This is a genomic window from Paenibacillus sp. FSL K6-0276, from assembly GCF_037977235.1.
In the GTDB taxonomy this organism is placed as follows: Bacteria; Bacillota; Bacilli; order Paenibacillales; family Paenibacillaceae; genus Paenibacillus_AQ.
Genome location: NZ_CP150276.1, coordinates 2,974,647 through 2,994,148 on the forward strand (window position 1 = coordinate 2,974,647; position 19,502 = coordinate 2,994,148).

A 19,502-nucleotide genomic window follows, 5' to 3' on the forward strand; every position below is an offset into this window, starting at 1 on the left:
CTTGAGCATTATTTTTATACCCAATACAATGTTAAGGAGCATTATCGTTATGGAACAACAGCTTAGTTTCTCAAAAAGCATGATTATCATCGTTTTTATTTTAGCACTTCTATTTGTCTCCATCTTTCTTTTAAAAGCGGAGCCGCATCTTCCGCTTCTCGTAACTACAATAGGTACCGCTGTCTTACTAGGGATGTTTGGATTCTCTTGGAAGAAGATCGAATCTGCCATTATTCAAGGGATACAAACGGCCATCATGCCGATTCTAATCCTCATGCTGATCGGAATTCTAATCGCTGTATGGATGATGAGTGGTACGGTGCCGTCACTTTTATACTATGGTATGGATTATATTAATCCGAATTATTTTGCGGTGAGCGCATTATACGTCACGATCATCGTCTCGATGTTCACCGGAAGTTCATTCACGACAGTAAGCACCGTCGGCGTTGCTTTAATGGGAATTGCAGTAACTACGGGGATTTCTCCAACTCTGGCTGCTGGAGCGATTATCAGTGGGGCTTGTTTTGGTGATAAAATGTCGCCACTTTCCGATACAACGAATTTTGCTCCTGCAGTGGCCGGGATATCTTTATTTACACATATTCGTAACATGGTATACACTACGTTGCCAGCGCTTGTTATAACTACTATCTTTTTCTTGTTTGCTCCAAAAGGGAATTCAATCGATCTATCCTCGATTAAGGATATTAAACTTGCTTTACAAGATGGGTTCCATATTCATTGGTTAACGCTGCTTTCTCCGCTAGCTGTCATTGCTTGTTCGATCAAGCGGATACCGATCCTGCCTACGTTAGTTGTCGGTATCGCCAGTGGACTACTTGTGACGGCTTTGATTCAGCAGCAGACTGAAATCGATGTCTTGTTTAGTGTAATGCAGAACGGATATAACAGTAATATCGCGAATGAAACGGTTGCTTCTATCGTCAATCGCGGAGGGATGCAATCGATGATGTGGTCTGTATCACTAATCTTAATTGCCTTATCCTTAGGTGGCTTGATTCAGCATTGCGGTGTTATCGAGGCCTTTTTCCGTAAACTCATTCAACCACTTAAGCGTAATAGCAGTATTGTTCTTATGAGTGGAGCTTCTTCCATTGCGGTAAATGGCATCACTGGTGAACAGTATCTTTCAATCCTTTTGCCAGGTCAAATGTTCAAAGATGAATATAATCGCCGAGGTATTCCAGCGAAGACACTCTCCCGTACGCTAGAAGATTGCGGAACTCTCGTTAATCCATTGATTCCATGGGGTGTTAGTGGTGCCTTCTTCGCAGTAACTCTGGGTGTACCCGTTATAGAATATGCACCTTATGCAACCTTCTTATGGTTAAGTCCATTTATCACATTTGCTTATGCGTTGATCCCTAGATTGCAAAGGAACTCACTGGGTAAGGATTAAGAAATCTCAAGATAATGGACACCTAATGCATTGATTCAACGTATAAAAAGAATACTATGCGTTGAGTCAATGTGAACAAGCTAGTAATCTAAGCTGAAAAAGTGGACAATTTATCGGAGGTAATAACAGTGAGTCGCAGTAAGTTACAGGATCGAATCAGATTAGCCAATGTCGAAACCAAGCACGCAGAGCAATTTAATAATTTACTACGTTATGTATTTCAAGTGACTAATCGCGATCTACAAATCTTTGGCTGGGAAAATCGTGAGATCACTCAGGCTAAGTTGCCAGTCCTTAAGTATGCTGATGTTGTAGGTTGGTTTGATGGAGACAAACTCATTTCTCAGTTAGCTGTATACCCATTTCAGGTTAATATTTTTGGGCATATCTATGAGATGGGTGGATTAACGGGTGTTGGAACCTATCCCGAATATGCTAATTTGGGTTTAATGAATAAGCTGATGCTTTATGCTTTAACTAAAATGCGGGATCGTAAACAATCAATATCTTATCTTTATCCGTATTCAATCCCTTATTATAGAAGAAAAGGCTGGGAAATCATCACCGATAAAATCTCATTTGAAGTACCAGATACTCAACTGCCAAATATGAGAAATGTCCCAGGAAATGTGGAGCGCGTATCCAATGAGCATCCAGACATCAAAGTGATTTATGATCAGTTTGCTGTGCAGCATCATGGGGCGATGATTCGAAATGAGCTAGCCTGGGAAGAATATTTGCGGTGGGATTTGGATGATATGACGGTTGGTATTTATTATAATCACGATGACTTGCCCATGGGATATTTGTTATATTGGATTGCCGAGGAGATCTTCTATATCAAAGAAATGGTATTCATTAACGAAGAAGCTCGAACGGGGTTATGGAATTTTATAAGTGCACACTTTTCAATGATCAAACTGGTTAAAGGGGATATTTATAAAGGGGAACCGTTGTCATTCATTTTAGATGATGGGGATATCAAGGAAACTATAGCTCCATACTTTATGGCGCGGATTGTGGATGTCCATTTATTTATCGAACAGTATCCTTTTAAACGACAGGATAAGGACTGTGAGCTTATTTTTAACTTGAGTGATCCGATGCTGGAATGGAATCAGGGGACATTTACGTTAACCGTAGATAAAGAAGGGAAAGGGACCCTACAAGAAGGGGGAGTAAATCCTTCGCTTACGATTGATATTCCTACTTTAACAACTATGTTAATGGGCTATAAGCGTCCAACCTACTTGGCTCGAATCGGACGTGTTCAGACGGATGAAGCCACGATTCATTTGCTTGAAGGACTGATTAGACCAGAACATCCTTATTTCTCTGATTATTTCTAAAAGGTGTAATCCTTCGAAGCATGCTCATATGAGTGTGCTTTTTTGATCTTTTTATAGTAGAATAGTCTCTCAGCAACACAATATGATATGAGGTGTAAGAATGGCTATTAATTTTACTAAACCAATGATCAATAAACTACAACAAGAAATTACGGAAATCGAAAACAAAATCAAGAACACACAGAACAAAAAAGAAAAATCTAAATTCAAAATTAATCAATTAGAACAGGATATGAAATTTAGTAAGTCTCATACAGATTTGAGTAGTAAAATGTCGCGAATCAAAAAGCTGAACGATGAGATAAAGACCTTAAATCGTATGCAAACTGATCTTTCAAAAGAGTTAACTGCAAAGAAAAACTCGCTAAAGAAACTCCAAGTGAACGAAACTGCACCTATTACGAATGATCCTGCAAAAGGATAAATTGAGTATAGCTTACACAGATAGAAACCGCGTTGTTTGCGGTTTTTATTTTTTTATCGGCTCATCGGTTTCCCCTCGTAACAATGAAATCTCATGCTTATAGGGCGGGTTGACATATTTCTTTTCACCGATGGAGGGGGTCTCTAGGAGCTTGGGAATGGTTGTTAGCTGCGGGTGATGGACTACATATCGAAGCGCTCGAAGGCCGATATATCCATGTCCGATATTTTCGTGTCTGTCTTTTCGCGAGCCCATGGTATTCTTTGAATCATTTACGTGAATGACCTTTAGGCGTTCTATTCCGATTACGCGATCAAATTGATCCAATATGCCATCAAAATCTTCCTTCACATTATAACCAGCATCGTGGATATGGCAAGTATCCAGGCAAATAGACAGGCGCTCGTTATGAGTCACTCCATCAATGATCGCAGCTAATTCCTCAAATGAAGTTCCGCATTCACTACCTTTTCCCGCCATGGTCTCTAATGAAACCTGAACATTTCGTTTATCGGTTAGCACTTCGTTCAAGCCTTCTACGATTCGAGAGATTCCGGTTTGTGGACCCGCACCAACATGTGAACCGGGATGCAGGACAATTTGTATAGAGCCTAAAGCTTCTGTTCTAATAATCTCTGATTGAAGAAACTCAATACTATGTTCAAAAACCTGAGCCGATAGCGTATTCCCTAAGTTAATAATAAATGGGGCATGTACCACAATATTAGAAATGTCGTTACCTCTCATGTGAGCCTGTCCTGCTTCAATATTCAAAGCTTCAATGGGTTTGCGGCGTGTATTATGCGGTGCTCCAGTATAAATTAGAAAGGTGGTCGCTCCATAAGATGCGGCCTCTTCACTAGCTCGAAGGAGCATCTTTGGTCCAGTCATGGATACATGTGACCCTAGGAGTAAAGTCATCTGGTTTAACATTTCCTTTCTTCAGAGAAGAGATCAATACTTAGTCACTATAGGTCTATTAATATTTGAAAAACGTCCTATTTATATGTATTCAATCTTAGGTATAGGTTGTCTCATCCGACCATCTCCTTGGGGAGACAACCTTACCCACCAAGAATGGTCGCTATTCAGTAGCGGTAATCGTCTCGCCTTGGATCGGCTTCAATCCATTCTCCCACCTAACAGGGATAGAACGAGAGTTGAACAAATCTACGCCGTCAGAGATCTGGAAATGTAAATGGGGCTCACTAGTGTTGCCTGAGTTACCAGTCAGCCCAATGATATCGCCTTTTTTGACTTTATCGCCCGGCTTAACTGTAATTGAACCTTTTTTGAGATGAGCTAGGTGGCTATATTCACCACCGTGATCGATGACCACGTTATTGCCGGTTGCCTGGTTTGGATTCATGACACCTACAGGTTCATTATCTTTAATATCATTCACTACCGATACGATTGTGCCATCCGCAGGCGCGAGAATATTTTTCCCAAAGACATAATAGCTTTTGTTTTTAAGCGGATCTCCTTTATAAGAGTAGTTATCCTTGGCTTGGATGAAATCATAAGCGTAACGCTGAATCTCTACTTCATAATGATAATTCACAAGCACATTCTCTCCGCCCCAAAATACAAACCAGTCGCCTTGGAACGGCAATGCGTATTCATGCTTGGTAAGTTTTGTATCGGTTTCAGGGGAAGCTGTCAGTTCTTGAATCTGGATTAATGAAATGGTTCCATCCGGATCAAACATTCCGATAAGCCCTTTATTACCTGCATCACTCACCCATGTGCGCCGATCAAATCCATTAAGCTGCATAGCAGAAGCTTTGTTCAGTGTCTGGATATCCTTAGTGAATTCCTTAGCGGTCTCAGTTAATTCAGTCTCGCTTACCTCATCTTTCAAAGTCTGGCTAAAGTGGGCGTACATTTCTTTATAGTTCCCTTTAAGCAGAAACTTTGGTAGATCATCTGGCAGGAACACTGTTTCGTTTGATTCTAAGACTGAACTGGATGTTTGCTCCACTTCCGCATTATTATTCATATCCGCTTTTCCTCCTCCACAAGCTGTTAATAGCAAGGTAAGTGATCCTATTGCCAAAACTGTTTTTGCTGACATTTCCGGTTTGTTGATTATTTTTTTAGAGCTTTTTTTCAAGAATATCTCCTCCTAATAGTCAAATTGTAACAAACGAGTCTTAGCTCTTCTGAAACGCTGTATTAACAAGCTCTTAACTTTCTTGGAAGTTGACGAATACGAATTAAGCTTCCGTTAAGGAAAGTGCGATTGATCGCGTATAAAATCATGCTATGATGATAAAAACATCGGTTATTTGGAAAGGGAATATCACAATGAATGAAGCTTCGATTTTGCTTGTGGATGATGAGCAATCACTTTTGGAGATTATGGAAACAGTGCTGCGTAAGGAGGGTTACCTGAATATTGATACTGCGGTGACGGGTGAAGAGGCTGTAAGCGCCTGCGAAGCCCAAAAATATGATTTGATTGTATTGGATGTGATGTTGCCAGGACGCAGTGGAATCGAAATCTGTCCTTTTATCCGGCAGACGACGAACGCACCCATCCTATTTCTTACCGCTCGAACCTCTGATTTTGATAAGCTGACTGGATTTGCTATTGGGGGAGATGATTATATCACCAAACCCTTTAATCCACTTGAAGTGGTTGCTCGAATAAGAGCGCAGCTGCGGAGATACTTAAGTTCACCAGCCTATTTCAGTGCTGAAAAGAAAGCGGAGACCGTTCATAGTAAATCTGCGAACGTTTATGATTACGGGAGATTTAAACTTAATGAGGCAGCAGGGGAGCTGCTGGTTGAGGGTGAGCCGGTCTCTTGTCCGGCACTTGTATTCCAATTGCTGCTGTTCTTATGCAAACATCCCAATCAAATATTCAGCAAAAGCGAATTGTATGAAAGGGTTTGGGGTGAAGAAGCGTTAAGTGACGATAACACGGTCATGGTACATATTCACCGCATTAGAGAACGTATTGAAGCAGACCCGTCTGACCCGAAATTTATCGTTAACGTTAGAGGTCTTGGCTACAAGCTGGTCAATGCAGAACGCCAAGGGTTGTCTATGCCATGAATATCAAGCGCCGGCTAACGTTAAAGTTTGTACTACAGCTCGCAATTACAGGTGTGCTAGTTCTCTCTATTTCTGCTGTAACGCTAACTTGGATCCTGCTGCGGTTTCTTGATATTAGTCTCACGCGTGATTTTGCCAATGTTGGCCTTGAGCAATTGATGGAATCTTCTAAGATTGACGAGAACGGTATTCAATTTTCCCCAAGTTTACTGGAGCAAGTGAAGAAAAATAAAGGTTGGCTACAAAGTCTTAATGAAGATGGACTAGTTGAAAGTGCTTATAATACACCTAATGATGTACCCAAACAATATGGGCCTGGCGAATTAGTTGCCTATTGGACCGGTGCTCAGCCGTTTCCTTATCATCTAGCGTTATGGATTCAAGAAAAGGAGGGTAAACAGTTTACACTGGTATATGGTGCACCTAATATATTAGATCCTCTATTAAAGAAAGTTAGTGAAGCTTCATTCACAGATGCGAAAGGGGAGCCGGTACTTCCTGAGGATCTTGAGAAAGAAATCAAAGATGCGCAGACTTTTGTTCAACTTATAGATTCGTCAGGAAAGGAAATGCTCTCGTATAACAGGCCTAATATGATCCCCACTGAGTATTCCGTTCAAGAGCTAGCACTTCGCACCATGTACAGTGATCGATATGGGTACCATGTGCTATCTTCTTTTGATAAGGAGTCAGGTCATACCTGGATCATTGGAGAACCTAATATCAAAGGAACAGATCCAGGAAAAACAGTGCGGGTACCCGAAGAGGTTAAGGTAGTGATCGTCGGCTCATCTGCCATGCTTATCGCTTTATTGATTGCATTTGTGTTGCTCTCCTTGTGGCAAGCGCATCGTTTTGGTGCACCTATGCTACATATGCTAGTATGGCTCGATTCCATCGGAAATGCCATTTATACAGAGCCAACGGATCGTAAAGGCCTTCGTCGTAGTCGAACAGCCGCCTTAAAATGGAGGCGAAGATACCGTGTTTTTGCTGATGTGATGGTTTCGATTGAGAAATTATCTGCAACCTTGAAGAGAGATCAAATTATGCGGGAGGAGACGGAGAGCTTACGCGAGGAATGGATCGCCGGTGTTACTCATGATTTGAAAACCCCATTATCCTCTATCACAGGATATGCTCATTTACTGACAGAACCCTCATATGATTGGTCGAAAGAGGAAGTACGTAAGTTTACAACAACGATGTTAGATAAATCGGCTCATATGGACATGCTGATCAGTGATCTTGCGATGACCTATCGTCTAAAGTCAGGAATTAAACCACCTGAGACGATGGAAGTTGAATTAAACGCTTGGCTGAAACAGGCTCTCGACCAGGCTGCTGCCAATCCTTCTTATGGGAAGCAGCGAATTGTATTTCAACCTGCACAAACCGCAGTTAGAGCTCAACTGTATACGCCTTGGCTAGAGAGGGTTGTCAATAATTTAACTGCGAATGCGTTGCTCCATAACCCACCGGATACAAAGTTAACCGTCTCGCTTATTCATAAAGATAGGGACAGCGGATTTATCATTCAATTTGCTGATGACGGTGATGGAATGGATGAAGAAACAATGATTCGGTTGTTTGAGCGATATTATCGAGGAACGGATACAGCGTCTACCTCCAACGGTTCTGGGCTCGGCATGGCGATTTCTAAAGGACTGATCGAATGTATGGGGGGGCAGATTATTGTCGAGAGTCACGTAGGTAAGGGAACGGTTATTAAGTTAATATGGAGCTGATATCTTCAAGCCCTCGCTGCATTCCAAACGGAAGCAGCGAGGGTTGTTTGTATTTATTATGTTGAGTCAAGGTTAGGAATATAAAGGAGTTGACAATCTTTTTAAATGTAACTACAATTGTTACAGGTTAACGGTTATTTGAGGATGAATATAATCCAATTTTGAGGAGGAAATTAACATGAAAATAGCTATAACAGGAGCAACAGGTCAATTCGGATCATTGGTAATAGAATCTCTACTTAAAACTGTGTCTGCAGGGGATCTTGTAGTTAGTGTTCGGAATCCAGATAAAGCAAGTGATCTTAAAGCGCGTGGCGTGGAAGTCCGTCATGGTGACTTTGATAAGCCGGAGACATTGGATGTAGCGTTTGCCGGTGTGGATCGACTGCTAATTGTATCTTCAGATGGAGATAACGAGACTCGGATTCGCCAACATAAAGCAGCTATTGATGCAGCCGCTAAAGCTGGTGTTGGATTCATCGCCTATACAAGCGTAGGACATGCAGAGAAGAGTGAGCTGTTCCTTGCTGAAGTACACCGTGTAACCGAGGAAGCCATTCTAGCTACCGGAATTCCGTACAGTTTCCTTCGCAACAACTGGTACATGGAGAACGAGATTGGATCTATTCAAGGAGCCGTAGCAGGTGCCCTATGGGTAACTTCTGCTGGTAGTGGTAAAGTTGGCTGGGCAGCACGAGGAGATTATGCAGAAGCTGCTGCTAATGTTCTAACTGGGGAAGGACATGAGAATACGATTTACGAGTTGTCTGGCAAGCCTTTAACACAAGAAGAATTGACTGGAATCATAAGTGGCGTAATTGGTAAAGAAATTAAAGTGCTGCAAGTTGACGACGAAGCTTATGTGAAAATCATGGCTGAGGTTGGTGTACCAGAAGCTGCTCTGCCATTCGTTGTTGCGATTCAGCGTGGTATTCGCGAAGGATGGCTGGATATTGAAAGTGGCGATCTGGAGAAATTACTGAATCGTCCAGTCACTCCGTTAGCGGATGTCATTCGTAAATTAGTAAATAGTCTGCAAGCTTAAACAATATAAAAGGATTCAAGGCTTCTTCTCGGTGAATAACCAGAGGAAGCCTTTTTTTATTGCCCCGTTAACATCAATGTTAAAAATTTCGCGAATATTCACTATTTTGACAAGGCAATTGTCCGAACATATGATAATGTATTAATAATGATATAATAGAAAACATATGTGAACTGTTGGTGTAATGAGAATAATTGAATCGAAGAGAACGATATGAAAGCCTTGGGATCAACCGACAAAGAGAAGGGGATGAATATCAATGAGGAAAAAAATCTGGATGGCTTCTGGAGCAGTTGTAGTTGTTGCGTTAGGGGCATATTTGTTTGTAGGGGGGAACGATAAAGAGACACCTGCAGCAAGTGGTACATCTAATGTTAAGCAATTAGTGCAAGAATATAGTTCAAGCAGCATGAAAGACCTGTCTGCTTCTATCACTTCAGAACAGCTCATTGTGACCGACAGCAACAATAAATCGACAACCTATGAGTTACCCAAAGACGAGTTTTTTGTTTCCATCGCTCCATATGTTAAGAATACACACCCTTGTGCAACCCACAGCTTGACTGGATGCCAAGGAGAATTAACGGAACAAGAGTTTAGTATATATGTTGAAGACACTGAGGGCAACGTCATTGTGGATCAAGCCATGAAGTCCCAATCGAACGGATTCATTGATCTTTGGTTACCACGCGATAAGAAATATAATGTAACAATAGAACAGGATAGTGTAAAAGCGAAAGCCGCATTTTCCACTTTTAAGAGTGATAATACATGTGTAACGACCATGCAATTAGTAGAGAGTATCTAAGCCCAGCTGTAAGTCTAAACGCTAGTGCAAAAGAATGATTTTAAACCCTTCCATTTTATGAAACCTTGATCTAATAGGTTCAATTTATGGGAGGTTTTTTTATGTATCTGTAAGAATAAGAAGGTTCTCAGGTATAGTTTATTTATAGTTATTTTCCACGTCTTGGAAATGGTATAATCTGATGGATATCAAGAATCGAGCTTTTATAGGGAGTGCTGTTATGCTTAGTTTTAAGAATACGACATTAGAATTATCTAATAGTGGGATTGATACAGTTGTTCTATCAGTAGGCGCAACGGAGCAATTTGGGCCTAACTTACCTATGCATTTGGATACGCTTATTGCAGAGTTATATGCAGATGCTTATGGGAGAGAATTAAATGCTTACGTGTTACCTACTTTACCGTTCAATACCTCTGAAGAACATGCCAATTTCAAAGGAACAGTTACAGTAAGTCCAAATATTTTAACAAACATGTTAGAAGAAATTATTTGTAATTTAATAAAACAAGGCTTTAGAATATTTTTGGTATGTACAGGACATGGTGGATCATATTGGGAGGGAGCATTCGTTAAACAAATCAACTATAAATACCCTCAGATTATTTTAATTACCGCAAATCATAATAATCATAATGCATGGGAAGAGGCAGTTGAAGCGGCAGGTTTAGAAAATTTAAATGAAATGCATGGAGGATTATTGTCCGTTTGTACTGCTATGTGGCTCTGTCCTGAGTTGGTTAAGATCAATTCAATGGGTTCAGATATCCCTTCAGATAACCGGATTTATGTAGATTATTTAGGATGGGAAAAGTTAACACAGGATGGTTGTTGGGGAAAGTTTGAAGAAGGAAATTATACTAACGAAAAACTAGCTGAAAAAGGAAAAGTATTTTGGAATACATTTATTCAAAAAAGAACTCAAGGCTTAAAAGAAATCCTTGAAGAAGGGTATCGCCGAAAAACTCAAGGATGATTCTCTACGATAAACTTTAGTTGGTACTTCATTTTTGAGAGGAGATAGAGGAATGGATAAAGATCTGATAATCGGGGATGTTTTGCAGGAGTTAGCTGGTACGCGTCGTATGCTGGAGAAGCTGCCGCAGGAGCATATGACATGGAAACCACATGAAAAGTCAATGAGTCTCGGTGGGCTGTCCACACACCTTGTCAATCTGCTGAACTGGCAATCAGCAATTCTTCTTCACTCGGAGTTTGATTTGGCGTCTGTGCCATATCGAAGAGAAGCACTAGAGAGCCCCGCCGCGGTTCTGCAAGAGTTCGATATGAGCGCTCGCGAGATTGAAAAATTAATTTCTGAAAGCAATGTGGAGACGCTTGGTACGGAGTGGACACTACGTAATGGCACAGAGGTCATCCGCCGTCAGTCACGGGCAGTCGCGCTTCGTACCATCGGACTGAATCACATGATTCACCACCGGGCACAGCTTGGGGTATACTTCCGGCTTCTAAATATACCAGTACCGGGCCTTTACGGCCCCTCGGCAGATGAGTTAGCCAACACTTAGTAAGTGATTTCATTTCTTAACGATTTAAGGATCGGAAAGTTGAAAAAAACAAATCGGCATGATAACATGGATACAAATTAATGATCGGAGTTGAAAAGTATAGTGTAGTAATTATCTTGCGTCCTATGATGAATAAAACAACAAAAACGGTTTATTTCGTTTGTTTTATTTTTTGTATGCAAGAAAGTTACTACTTCTTTTCACTCGAACAATATATCCTTATCTAACTCCATTTGGGGCTAGATTTGTTGTATTTATTTGAGTCACAAGAAAGTAACTTTCTTGTGGCTTTTATTTTTTCAATACAGGAGGATAATTTTATGTCATTAATAAATGTAACAAATCTAACCTTTACCTATGAAGGTAGCTACGATAACATCTTTGAGAATGTAAACTTTCAAATCGATACCGATTGGAAATTAGGGTTTACTGGAAGAAACGGAAGAGGGAAGACCACCTTTCTGAGTTTATTGTTTGGAAAATATGAATACAACGGTAATATTTCTGCTCATGTCACTTTTGAATATTTTCCTTTCCAGGTGGATAACAAGGAGCTTAATACCATTGATGTGATCAGCGAGATTTTTCCGGATTATATTCATTGGAAATTAATGCGTGAACTTTCATTATTAAAGGTTTCTGAAGATGTGCTGTATCGACCCTTTGATTCATTGTCTAACGGAGAGCAGACGAAAGTGCTGTTAGCCACATTATTCATTAAGGAAAATAGTTTCCTATTGATCGACGAACCCACCAATCATCTGGACATGACGGCAAGAAAGCTAGTCAGTGATTATCTCAATACGAAAAGTGGATATATCCTGGTATCTCACGATAGATCCTTTCTTGATAATTGTGTAGACCATATTTTGTCCATTAATAAGACCAATATAGAGATTCAAAAAGGTAATTTTTCTAGCTGGTGGGAGAATAAAGTCAGACAAGATAACTTTGAGCTAGCAGAGGACGAGAAACTTAGAAGAGACATTAAACGCTTATCTGCTTCTTCTAAAAGGACAGGCAACTGGTCACACGAAGTGGAAAAAACAAAAAACGGTACGAGAAATTCCGGCTCTAAAGTTGATAAAGGCTATATTGGCCACAAGGCTGCTAAAATGATGAAACGTTCTAAAGCCATTGAACAAAGACAAAATTCTGCTATCAACGAAAAGTCAAAGCTTCTTAAAAATAACGAGAATTCTGAGAACTTAGAGATTACACAGCTTGCATATCATAAACAACAGCTTGCTGAACTGGATAATATATCGATATTTTACAGCGAGAAGAGGGTTTGTAATGATATAAGCTTTTCTATTGAGCAGGGTGAGCGAATTGCGCTTTCAGGTAAAAATGGCTCAGGAAAATCGAGTATTATCAAACTGATCTGTGGTGAGGATATAGATTATAAAGGCACCTTCAAAAAAGATAGCCAGCTTATCATTTCCTACGTATCGCAGGATACTTCGGATTTACAGGGCAATTTATCAGACTATGCTAGAGATAATGAGATTGATGAAAGTCTGTTTAAATCTATTTTAAGAAAGCTTGATTTTTCTAGAGTCCAATTTGAGAAAGATATATCTAGGTATAGCGGCGGCCAAAAGAAGAAAGTGCTGATTGCCAAAAGTCTAAGCGAGAAAGCTCATTTATATGTGTGGGATGAACCGCTTAATTTTATTGATGTTATTTCACGTATGCAAATTGAAGAACTATTGCTTGAATACACGCCAACTCTTGTTTTCGTGGAGCATGATCGGAAATTTTGCAACAATGTTGCTACGAAGATCGTTGAACTTTAATTAAGATGAAGAAATGTAAGGGAAGTCGGCAGCGTTTATCTGTCGGCTCAGACTGTAGACAGCTAGGGTTTCAGAACTTGTCCCTAAGTTCTGAAACCCTATTATTATCCTTTTATGAAGAAGGACAATGAAAGTTTATCACACACAACGTACAGATGTGTTTGCCGAATTTGCGCGTACACCCTCTAAGTGGATACTTGCCTAAAGAAAGTAGGTAGTTTACATATTTGCATGCGTTCTCTTATATAAAACTGCTATTGCCGCTGTTATAAGGATCATACCCATAAAAGCGGGTGCGGCATGACCAAGTGATACATAGATTTGACCTCCAATAATAGGACCAATCATTCTTGCTAAAGCCTGAATAGATTGGCTACCTCCTTGAATCCTTCCTTGTTCACTAGAATCGACAGACTTGGAGAGCATCCCATTGAATGAAGGCCCAAAGATGGAATCACCAAAACCAAAAATAAACATTCCAGCGATAAAAAGAGGATAGAATGAGAACAAAGAAGATAGCGCAATAAGACTGTAGCCTATAATCTCCGAAACCATTCCTAGAATTGCTATCTGTTTATCACTAAGTCTTTTCAAAAGCTTTGGCATTATGAAACCTTGTGAAATGATGTCTTGGAGACCCATAATTGAAAACATAAGTCCGATTAGTGCAGGCTTCCAACTGAAAGTATCCATTGTAAATTGTGAAAAAACTGCCTGTAAAGATCCGTTGGGTATCCAAAGTAAGAACGCTGAGACAAGTAGCCTATTTAAGTTTTTCATGGAAAGTAAATTTGCGAGCTGTGTAAATGGATTCTTTCTTACAAAGGTAATCTCCTTTTTGTTTCCATTCCAACAATATTAAATTAATTATTTTAGGAATTGAGAGATGCTTAGTGTACTTATAGTGGATGATGAATATGAGATTCGTGAAGGACTAAGGAATCGCTTTCATTGGGAGGATTACAATATTACAGAGGTTTTTGCTGATTATCACATATATCAAGATGAACCGCATGTCTGGTCTGGAATTCCTTAGCGCCTTATCTACCGAAGAGGACTATAAGCCTGAGAAGATTATTGTAAATGGTTATGATGATTTTGAACTGGTCAAGCAGGCCATGAAAATAGGGGTATGCGATTATATTTTGAAACCGATCAATCTGGATGAACTAGGTAAAATGGTAGATAAAGCGATAGAGAAGAAGAATCCGCATGAGAAGGAACTGATACTTTCCGGGAATTGTTTTCTTGAATAGATTGATTTTAGGTGCAAATACCTATATATTCAACTTAATTTACAATTTCATGGCTTGCCTAGTTATTAAATTAGTGGATCTTCAGACCAATATAATTATATTAATAAAGTTAATTATTATATATATTCCAGTTTTCCAATGTACTATAATGATATAGATGAATTTTTAGGATGTTATTAAAGAAATGAAGATTTCAAGAAACAACCTATAGAATTGAACAATAGGAGGAAATAAAATGAGCACACAGAATGTGGGAATCCCATTAGAAGGTTTTGCAGAATTTAGCCGGACAGTAGCCGCAGAAGGTGCGGTACTAGTGAAGAATGACAATCAGGTGCTTCCGCTTGGCGAAGGCGATAATGTTGCGATTTTTGGCAGATCCCAAGTGAATTATTATCGCAGTGGTACAGGTTCAGGCGGTAGTGTCCATGTTACTTATACGACTAATTTATTGGACGGTCTTCGCAGTAAGAAGAACTTTACAGTTAACGAAGAACTGGCTGCTGTCTATGAAAAGTGGATTGAGCAGAATCCATTTGATAATGGTGGAGGCGCATGGGCTGCAGAACCTTGGCATCAGAAGGAAATGTCTTTAAGCGATGAATTGGTATCCGAGGCTAGAAGCAAATCGAACAAGGCTATCCTTGTGATCGGACGCACGGCAGGAGAAGATCAGGATAATGCCGATGCACCGGGCAGCTACCAATTAACAAGTGATGAAAAGGCAATGTTGAAGCAGGTAACTACATATTTTGAGCAAACAATAGTTGTCCTGAATGTCTCGAATATTATTGATATGAACTGGATGAACGAAAAAAGCTTTAAATATCCGATTTCGTCTGTCATCTATTCATGGCAAGGTGGTATGGAAGGCGGAAATGCGATTGCTGATGTGCTGTCTGGAGAGGTAACTCCGAGCGGTAAACTGACGGATACAATCGCTTATTCCATCAATGATTACCCATCAACACAGAATTACGGCAATGAATTTACGAACATGTATCAGGAAGATATCTATGTGGGATATCGTTATTTCGAGACATTTTGCCCGGATAAGGTTCAGTATGAATTTGGTTATGGGTTATCCTATACAACATTTAGTATCAAGCCAGAAGAAGCTAAGCTTATTACCAAAGAAGGCGAGCTTTATATTGAAGTCGGCGTAACCGTTACCAATACAGGAACTACCTTTGCTGGAAAAGAGGTTGTTCAGGTCTATTATGAAGCTCCGCAAGGTAAGCTGGGAAAACCAAGTAAAGCTCTGGTGACATTCGGCAAGACAAAAGTTCTTGAGCCGGGCGAAGCTCAGCGTCTTACCGTGAGTTTCTCTGTTCATTCGATGGCTTCCTATGATGACGCAGGTGTGACAGGGCATCCTTCTGCCTATGTACTCGAAGAAGGTACGTACTGCTTGTATGTGGGAACTAGTGTTAAACAAGTGGTGGAAGTCGGTGTTGAGGGTAAAGATGGCTACGTCGTAGAAACTCTTCAAGTTGTAGAGCAGTTGCAAGAAGCTCTTGCACCAACAGAAAACTTTACGAGAATGATGCCTGGCGCTCGGAAAGCAGACGGTTCGTATGAGATCGCTTATGTAGAAGTTCCTAGACGCAAGATTTCGTTAGCTGAGCGGATCGAGAACAATCTTCCAGAGACGATTTCACAAACAGGAAATAAAGGATATAAATTAAGAGATGTGTATGAACGGAAAGTTAGTATGGAAGCCTTTATTGCGCAGCTTAGTGATGAGGATTTGGCTGCAATTGTACGTGGTGAAGGGATGAGCAGTCCTTTAGTTACACCGGGCACGGCTTCTGCATTTGGAGGCGTAAGTGACAGTTTATTTAATCTCGGAATTCCAGTGGCATGTACGGCTGATGGTCCTTCAGGAATTCGTATGGATAGCGGAGCTAAGGCTACTCAAGTTGCTATCGGAACGCTTCTTGCAGCAACTTGGAATGCGGAGTTGGTAGAAGAGCTTTATGTTATGGAAGGTCAAGAGTTGTTAAGAAATAACGTGGATTCCTTGCTTGGACCTGGCCTTAATATCCGACGCAGCCCGCTTAATGGGCGTAACTTTGAGTATTTTTCAGAAGATCCGTTGATCTCTGGGGTATTTGCCGCTGCATGTACTCGGGGTATTTTGAAAGGCGGATCTACCGCTACGATGAAGCATTTCGCTTGTAACAATCAGGAGAAACATCGTAGTAAGGTAAACGCCGTGGTATCTGAACGTGCGCTTCGTGAGATTTATTTGAAAGGTTTTGAAATCGCGGTGAAGCAGGGCGGTTCGAATTCTATAATGACCTCCTACAATCCAGTTAACGGACATTGGGCGGCTTCTAATTATGATTTGAACACCACTATTCTTCGTGGGGAGTGGGGCTTTAAAGGGATTGTAATGACTGACTGGTGGGCGATTATGAATGATGTGGTTAACGGCGGACCAGCAGATCGGAAATTTACAAACTGGATGGTTCGTGCACAAAACGACCTCTATATGGTTGTAGCTAACTATGGTGCAGAAATTAACGGATGGAATGATAACACCATTGAGTCCTTGGAAAATGGTACGTTAACCCGAGGAGAGCTGCAACGTTCTGCCATTAACATTTGTGAGTTTATTATGAATGCACCTGTGTTCTCTAGAAAACAGGAAATTGTAGAAACAGTTGAGTCCTTCAAAGCTAATCCCTCACTTACTGGAGAACAAGCTCAATCATTATCTAACAATCCACAGGTTAAACCAGTCGTTACAGGATCGACAAGCTTTAAAGTGGAACAGGCTGGTCAATACCGGATCCTGGTGCATATCATGTCAACGGAACCTGAGCTGGCTCAAAGCGCTTGTAATGTGACTGTGAATGATCAATTGATGACAACCATTCAAACGAATGGTACTGAAGGTCAATGGATTAGACAAAAGCTTGTGAAAGTTGAACTCGAAGCAGGTATGTATGAAATGAAATTGGAGTTCATCAAGCCAGGTTTGCAGATCGATTGGATCGAATTTAATAAAATCGACTAATTTTCTTTTTATAGAAGAAATGAACCGCGAAGAAATTCGCGGTTTTTTTGGCATTGAGCAAGTTAAAGCCTTATGTGTAAAAGCTTCTACAATTCTCCGTATTTCTTTCTATAGTGACTCAGCGTGACTAGTGGCCAGATGTATCTGTAACTGTGATAGTTGGAATAGAAATTACCGGGAAGACCAGCGCCTGTCGGATAAGAGCTCTTCCAATCGTCTTCGTTCATAGATGATATTAGTCTTTGGATTCCTCGATCTACCGCAGGTGTAGGTTCCGGTTGAACTGCGATGAGTGCGTCAAGCGCCCATGCGGTTTGGGAAGGTGTGCTCTTACCCAAAGGCACATATTGCAATAACCGATCACTGTGACAGGACTCCCCCCAACCACCGTCCGAGTTCTGAATGCTTAGGAGCCATTTCACTCCTTTTTGCAAGGTATCATGATTGATTGGTAGGCCAACTGCTTGTAAACCTGTTAATGCAGCCCAGGTTCCATAGATGTAACAAACTCCCCATCTTCCGTACCAAGAACCATCCTTCTCCTGATACTGAATCAGCCATTTCACACCTCGCTCTATGAATTCATTCCGCGTCTCAAGTCCGGCAAAGTTCCCTAGATACTCTAAGGTACGCCCGGTTAGATCTGCCTCCGAGGGATCAATGGCAGCAGATTTGGCACCATCGATAGCGAGCCAAGTGAGCATTTCTTTATTGGTATTTTTTTCGAATGCTGGCCAGCCGCCATCTTTATTCTGCATAGTCAGCACCCAATTCAGTCCGCGATTCCATGATTCTAGATAGGACGGTTGAGCTATTGATAAACTTCGTATGGCTCTTAAAGCTGCGGTTGTGTCATCCACATCCGGATTAATCGTATTAGATTCTGAGAATCCCCATCCCCCGGGAGCCGTATCCGGATTATGAATGCTCCAATCAGCAGTTTTATTCTGCTGTCTGGACAGCAGATACGAAGCAGCGCGTTTAATCGTGATAAGGTCATCGGGAATTTGTGCTTCCTGCAAAGCATAGATGATTAGAGCCGTATCCCATATGGTAGATGGGGAGTTTTGAATTGTTGTGTTACTTTCAGAACGGCATTGCATCGCGGTAAGCCCATCTATGGCATTCGTAATCAGAGGATGCTGCTGATCATAATCCAGAGCCAGCAGAGCAAACACCATGAGAATTGTACTGCTGGCGTAGCTGTACAGTGTCCCGTCGGATTCAATCCGCTGGAGCATGAACTGTTCTGCTTTGGTTCGGGCGACTTCGTGAATGTAACGAGGACTTCCAAGAAGTCTATTTAGGCCAGAGTGTATAACGTCCTGCAGCTCTTGATATCCACGGGAAGTAGGTTCATCTGCTTCAATACGAGTGTCTATGAGATCAGACAGATCAGGAGCATTAGCTGTTGAGATTGTGAAACGTCGATCGGCCATAATGAGCATAGGCGTGAGATGCACTCTTGAGTAGCCTGAGAATTCAAAATAGTTAATAGGAAAATAAGCTGGGAATAGCAAAACTTCTAGAGGAATCGAAGAGATCGATAAAGGCCACTTGCTCTGTCCTGTAGCTGCAAGGATGACTCTAGTTAAGATGCTAGTAACTTTCCCAATCCCACCTTTGGATTGAATATAATGCTTTGCACGTACCATCGGCTCATCTGTCACCTTACTGTACCCAGAGTAGAGAAGGGCGTAGTAGGCTTCAACTGAGGTAGATAAGTTTCCGTCTTCTTCATCTCTATACAATTGCCAGAATCCAGCTGGCTGTTGCTCAGCAAGTATACGATCATGTAGCTGCCTAACCAGAGCTTCATTCTGTACGTTCAATATCCGGAAGAGGATGATAACATATGCATCGATAACGATTCCATTCTCAAAACAAAAATGCCAAGATCCATCTTGATGCTGTTGATCAATCAGGAATGCTGTTAAACGCTCGATCTCTTTATCTACTGTGCTCAGTATATGATTCATTCCTTTAGTACCTCCGAAGTCCTTCATTTTTAGCATTATATGATGGAAGAG

Annotated in this window: 15 protein-coding genes and 1 pseudogene; 12 read left to right on the forward strand and 4 right to left on the reverse strand. The window is 40.9% G+C overall.

What is annotated here, in order from left to right; genetic code table 11:
- The first annotated feature begins 49 nt into the window (after positions 1-49).
- The 3 genes from nhaC to MHH52_RS14020 all read left to right on the forward strand — a co-directional run bounded on the left by nhaC (position 50) and on the right by MHH52_RS14020 (position 3,196).
- A complete protein-coding gene (gene nhaC, locus MHH52_RS14010) occupies positions 50-1,423 on the forward strand; it encodes a Na+/H+ antiporter NhaC (protein WP_313636851.1) in 1,374 nt (457 codons plus the stop codon).
- A 128-nt stretch (positions 1,424-1,551) separates the two neighbouring features.
- The gene (locus MHH52_RS14015; protein WP_340009291.1) at positions 1,552-2,772 is read left to right on the forward strand and encodes a GNAT family N-acetyltransferase; all 1,221 of its coding nucleotides are present in this window, start codon (positions 1,552-1,554) and stop codon (positions 2,770-2,772) included.
- A 100-nt stretch (positions 2,773-2,872) separates the two neighbouring features.
- The gene (locus MHH52_RS14020) at positions 2,873-3,196 is read left to right on the forward strand and encodes a hypothetical protein (RefSeq protein WP_340009293.1); all 324 of its coding nucleotides are present in this window, start codon (positions 2,873-2,875) and stop codon (positions 3,194-3,196) included.
- A gap of 45 nt (positions 3,197-3,241) precedes the next feature.
- Here MHH52_RS14020 and MHH52_RS14025 read toward each other — a convergent pair whose 3' ends face one another.
- Together MHH52_RS14025 and MHH52_RS14030 are read right to left on the reverse strand one after the other, a co-directional pair.
- Positions 3,242-4,117, reverse strand: a complete 876-nt coding sequence (locus MHH52_RS14025; RefSeq protein ID WP_340009295.1) for a deoxyribonuclease IV — start codon at positions 4,115-4,117, stop codon at positions 3,242-3,244.
- 163 nt (positions 4,118-4,280) lie between these two features.
- Positions 4,281-5,312, reverse strand: coding sequence for a M23 family metallopeptidase (locus MHH52_RS14030; RefSeq protein WP_340009297.1), 1,032 nt, complete (start codon positions 5,310-5,312; stop codon positions 4,281-4,283).
- Positions 5,313-5,506: 194 nt separating this feature from the next.
- Between MHH52_RS14030 and MHH52_RS14035 the strand changes: the two genes are divergently transcribed.
- The 7 genes from MHH52_RS14035 to MHH52_RS14065 all read left to right on the forward strand — a co-directional run bounded on the left by MHH52_RS14035 (position 5,507) and on the right by MHH52_RS14065 (position 13,191).
- Positions 5,507-6,262: a response regulator transcription factor gene (locus MHH52_RS14035; RefSeq protein ID WP_313636846.1), complete on the forward strand. Its 756-nt coding sequence runs from the start codon at positions 5,507-5,509 to the stop codon at positions 6,260-6,262.
- Positions 6,259-8,010, forward strand: a complete 1,752-nt coding sequence (locus MHH52_RS14040; RefSeq protein ID WP_340009298.1) for a HAMP domain-containing sensor histidine kinase — start codon at positions 6,259-6,261, stop codon at positions 8,008-8,010. Before MHH52_RS14035 ends, MHH52_RS14040 begins: the two co-directional genes overlap by 4 nt.
- Positions 8,011-8,188: 178 nt before the next feature.
- Complete coding sequence (locus MHH52_RS14045; RefSeq protein WP_340009299.1) at positions 8,189-9,055, forward strand: SDR family oxidoreductase; 867 nt, start codon at positions 8,189-8,191, stop codon at positions 9,053-9,055.
- Between the two features lie 259 nt (positions 9,056-9,314).
- Positions 9,315-9,863, forward strand: a complete 549-nt coding sequence (locus tag MHH52_RS14050; protein WP_340009301.1) for a CueP family metal-binding protein — start codon at positions 9,315-9,317, stop codon at positions 9,861-9,863.
- 181 nt (positions 9,864-10,044) lie between these two features.
- A complete protein-coding gene (locus MHH52_RS14055; RefSeq protein ID WP_340009303.1) occupies positions 10,045-10,839 on the forward strand; it encodes a creatininase family protein in 795 nt (264 codons plus the stop codon).
- 52 nt (positions 10,840-10,891) lie between these two features.
- Positions 10,892-11,392, forward strand: coding sequence for a DinB family protein (locus MHH52_RS14060; RefSeq protein ID WP_340009305.1), 501 nt, complete (start codon positions 10,892-10,894; stop codon positions 11,390-11,392).
- Positions 11,393-11,712: 320 nt separating this feature from the next.
- Positions 11,713-13,191: an Lsa family ABC-F type ribosomal protection protein gene (locus MHH52_RS14065; protein WP_340009307.1), complete on the forward strand. Its 1,479-nt coding sequence runs from the start codon at positions 11,713-11,715 to the stop codon at positions 13,189-13,191.
- A gap of 219 nt (positions 13,192-13,410) precedes the next feature.
- Here MHH52_RS14065 and MHH52_RS14070 read toward each other — a convergent pair.
- Positions 13,411-14,028, reverse strand: a pseudogene (locus tag MHH52_RS14070) (MFS transporter); the annotation flags it as partial.
- A gap of 176 nt (positions 14,029-14,204) precedes the next feature.
- Between MHH52_RS14070 and MHH52_RS14075 the strand changes: the two are divergent.
- Together MHH52_RS14075 and MHH52_RS14080 are read left to right on the forward strand one after the other, a co-directional pair.
- On the forward strand, positions 14,205-14,447 hold the full coding sequence (locus tag MHH52_RS14075; RefSeq protein WP_340009309.1) for a response regulator: 243 nt from the start codon (positions 14,205-14,207) through the stop codon (positions 14,445-14,447).
- A 235-nt stretch (positions 14,448-14,682) separates the two neighbouring features.
- Positions 14,683-17,472, forward strand: a complete 2,790-nt coding sequence (locus tag MHH52_RS14080) for a glycoside hydrolase family 3 C-terminal domain-containing protein (RefSeq protein WP_340009311.1) — start codon at positions 14,683-14,685, stop codon at positions 17,470-17,472.
- Between the two features lie 86 nt (positions 17,473-17,558).
- Here the strand turns inward: MHH52_RS14080 and shc are convergent, their stop codons facing one another.
- Positions 17,559-19,451, reverse strand: coding sequence for a squalene--hopene cyclase (gene shc, locus MHH52_RS14085; protein ID WP_340009312.1), 1,893 nt, complete (start codon positions 19,449-19,451; stop codon positions 17,559-17,561).
- Between the last annotated feature and the right edge of the window lie 51 nt (positions 19,452-19,502).

Bases quoted from the DNA above. Each gene is read 5' to 3' on its own strand.
- MHH52_RS14045 (WP_340009299.1), top strand. From the start codon at position 8,189: ATGAAAATAGCTATAACAGGAGCAACAGGTCAATTCGGATCATTGGTA.
- MHH52_RS14050 (WP_340009301.1), top strand. From the start codon at position 9,315: ATGAGGAAAAAAATCTGGATGGCTTCTGGAGCAGTTGTAGTTGTTGCG.
- shc (WP_340009312.1), bottom strand. From the start codon at position 19,451: ATGAATCATATACTGAGCACAGTAGATAAAGAGATCGAGCGTTTAACA.
- MHH52_RS14080 (WP_340009311.1), top strand. From the start codon at position 14,683: ATGAGCACACAGAATGTGGGAATCCCATTAGAAGGTTTTGCAGAATTT.
- MHH52_RS14075 (WP_340009309.1), top strand. From the start codon at position 14,205: ATGTCTGGTCTGGAATTCCTTAGCGCCTTATCTACCGAAGAGGACTAT.
- MHH52_RS14035 (WP_313636846.1), top strand. From the start codon at position 5,507: ATGAATGAAGCTTCGATTTTGCTTGTGGATGATGAGCAATCACTTTTG.
- nhaC (WP_313636851.1), top strand. From the start codon at position 50: ATGGAACAACAGCTTAGTTTCTCAAAAAGCATGATTATCATCGTTTTT.
- MHH52_RS14065 (WP_340009307.1), top strand. From the start codon at position 11,713: ATGTCATTAATAAATGTAACAAATCTAACCTTTACCTATGAAGGTAGC.
- MHH52_RS14060 (WP_340009305.1), top strand. From the start codon at position 10,892: ATGGATAAAGATCTGATAATCGGGGATGTTTTGCAGGAGTTAGCTGGT.
- MHH52_RS14020 (WP_340009293.1), top strand. From the start codon at position 2,873: ATGGCTATTAATTTTACTAAACCAATGATCAATAAACTACAACAAGAA.
- MHH52_RS14025 (WP_340009295.1), bottom strand. From the start codon at position 4,117: ATGACTTTACTCCTAGGGTCACATGTATCCATGACTGGACCAAAGATG.
- MHH52_RS14055 (WP_340009303.1), top strand. From the start codon at position 10,045: ATGGATATCAAGAATCGAGCTTTTATAGGGAGTGCTGTTATGCTTAGT.
- MHH52_RS14040 (WP_340009298.1), top strand. From the start codon at position 6,259: ATGAATATCAAGCGCCGGCTAACGTTAAAGTTTGTACTACAGCTCGCA.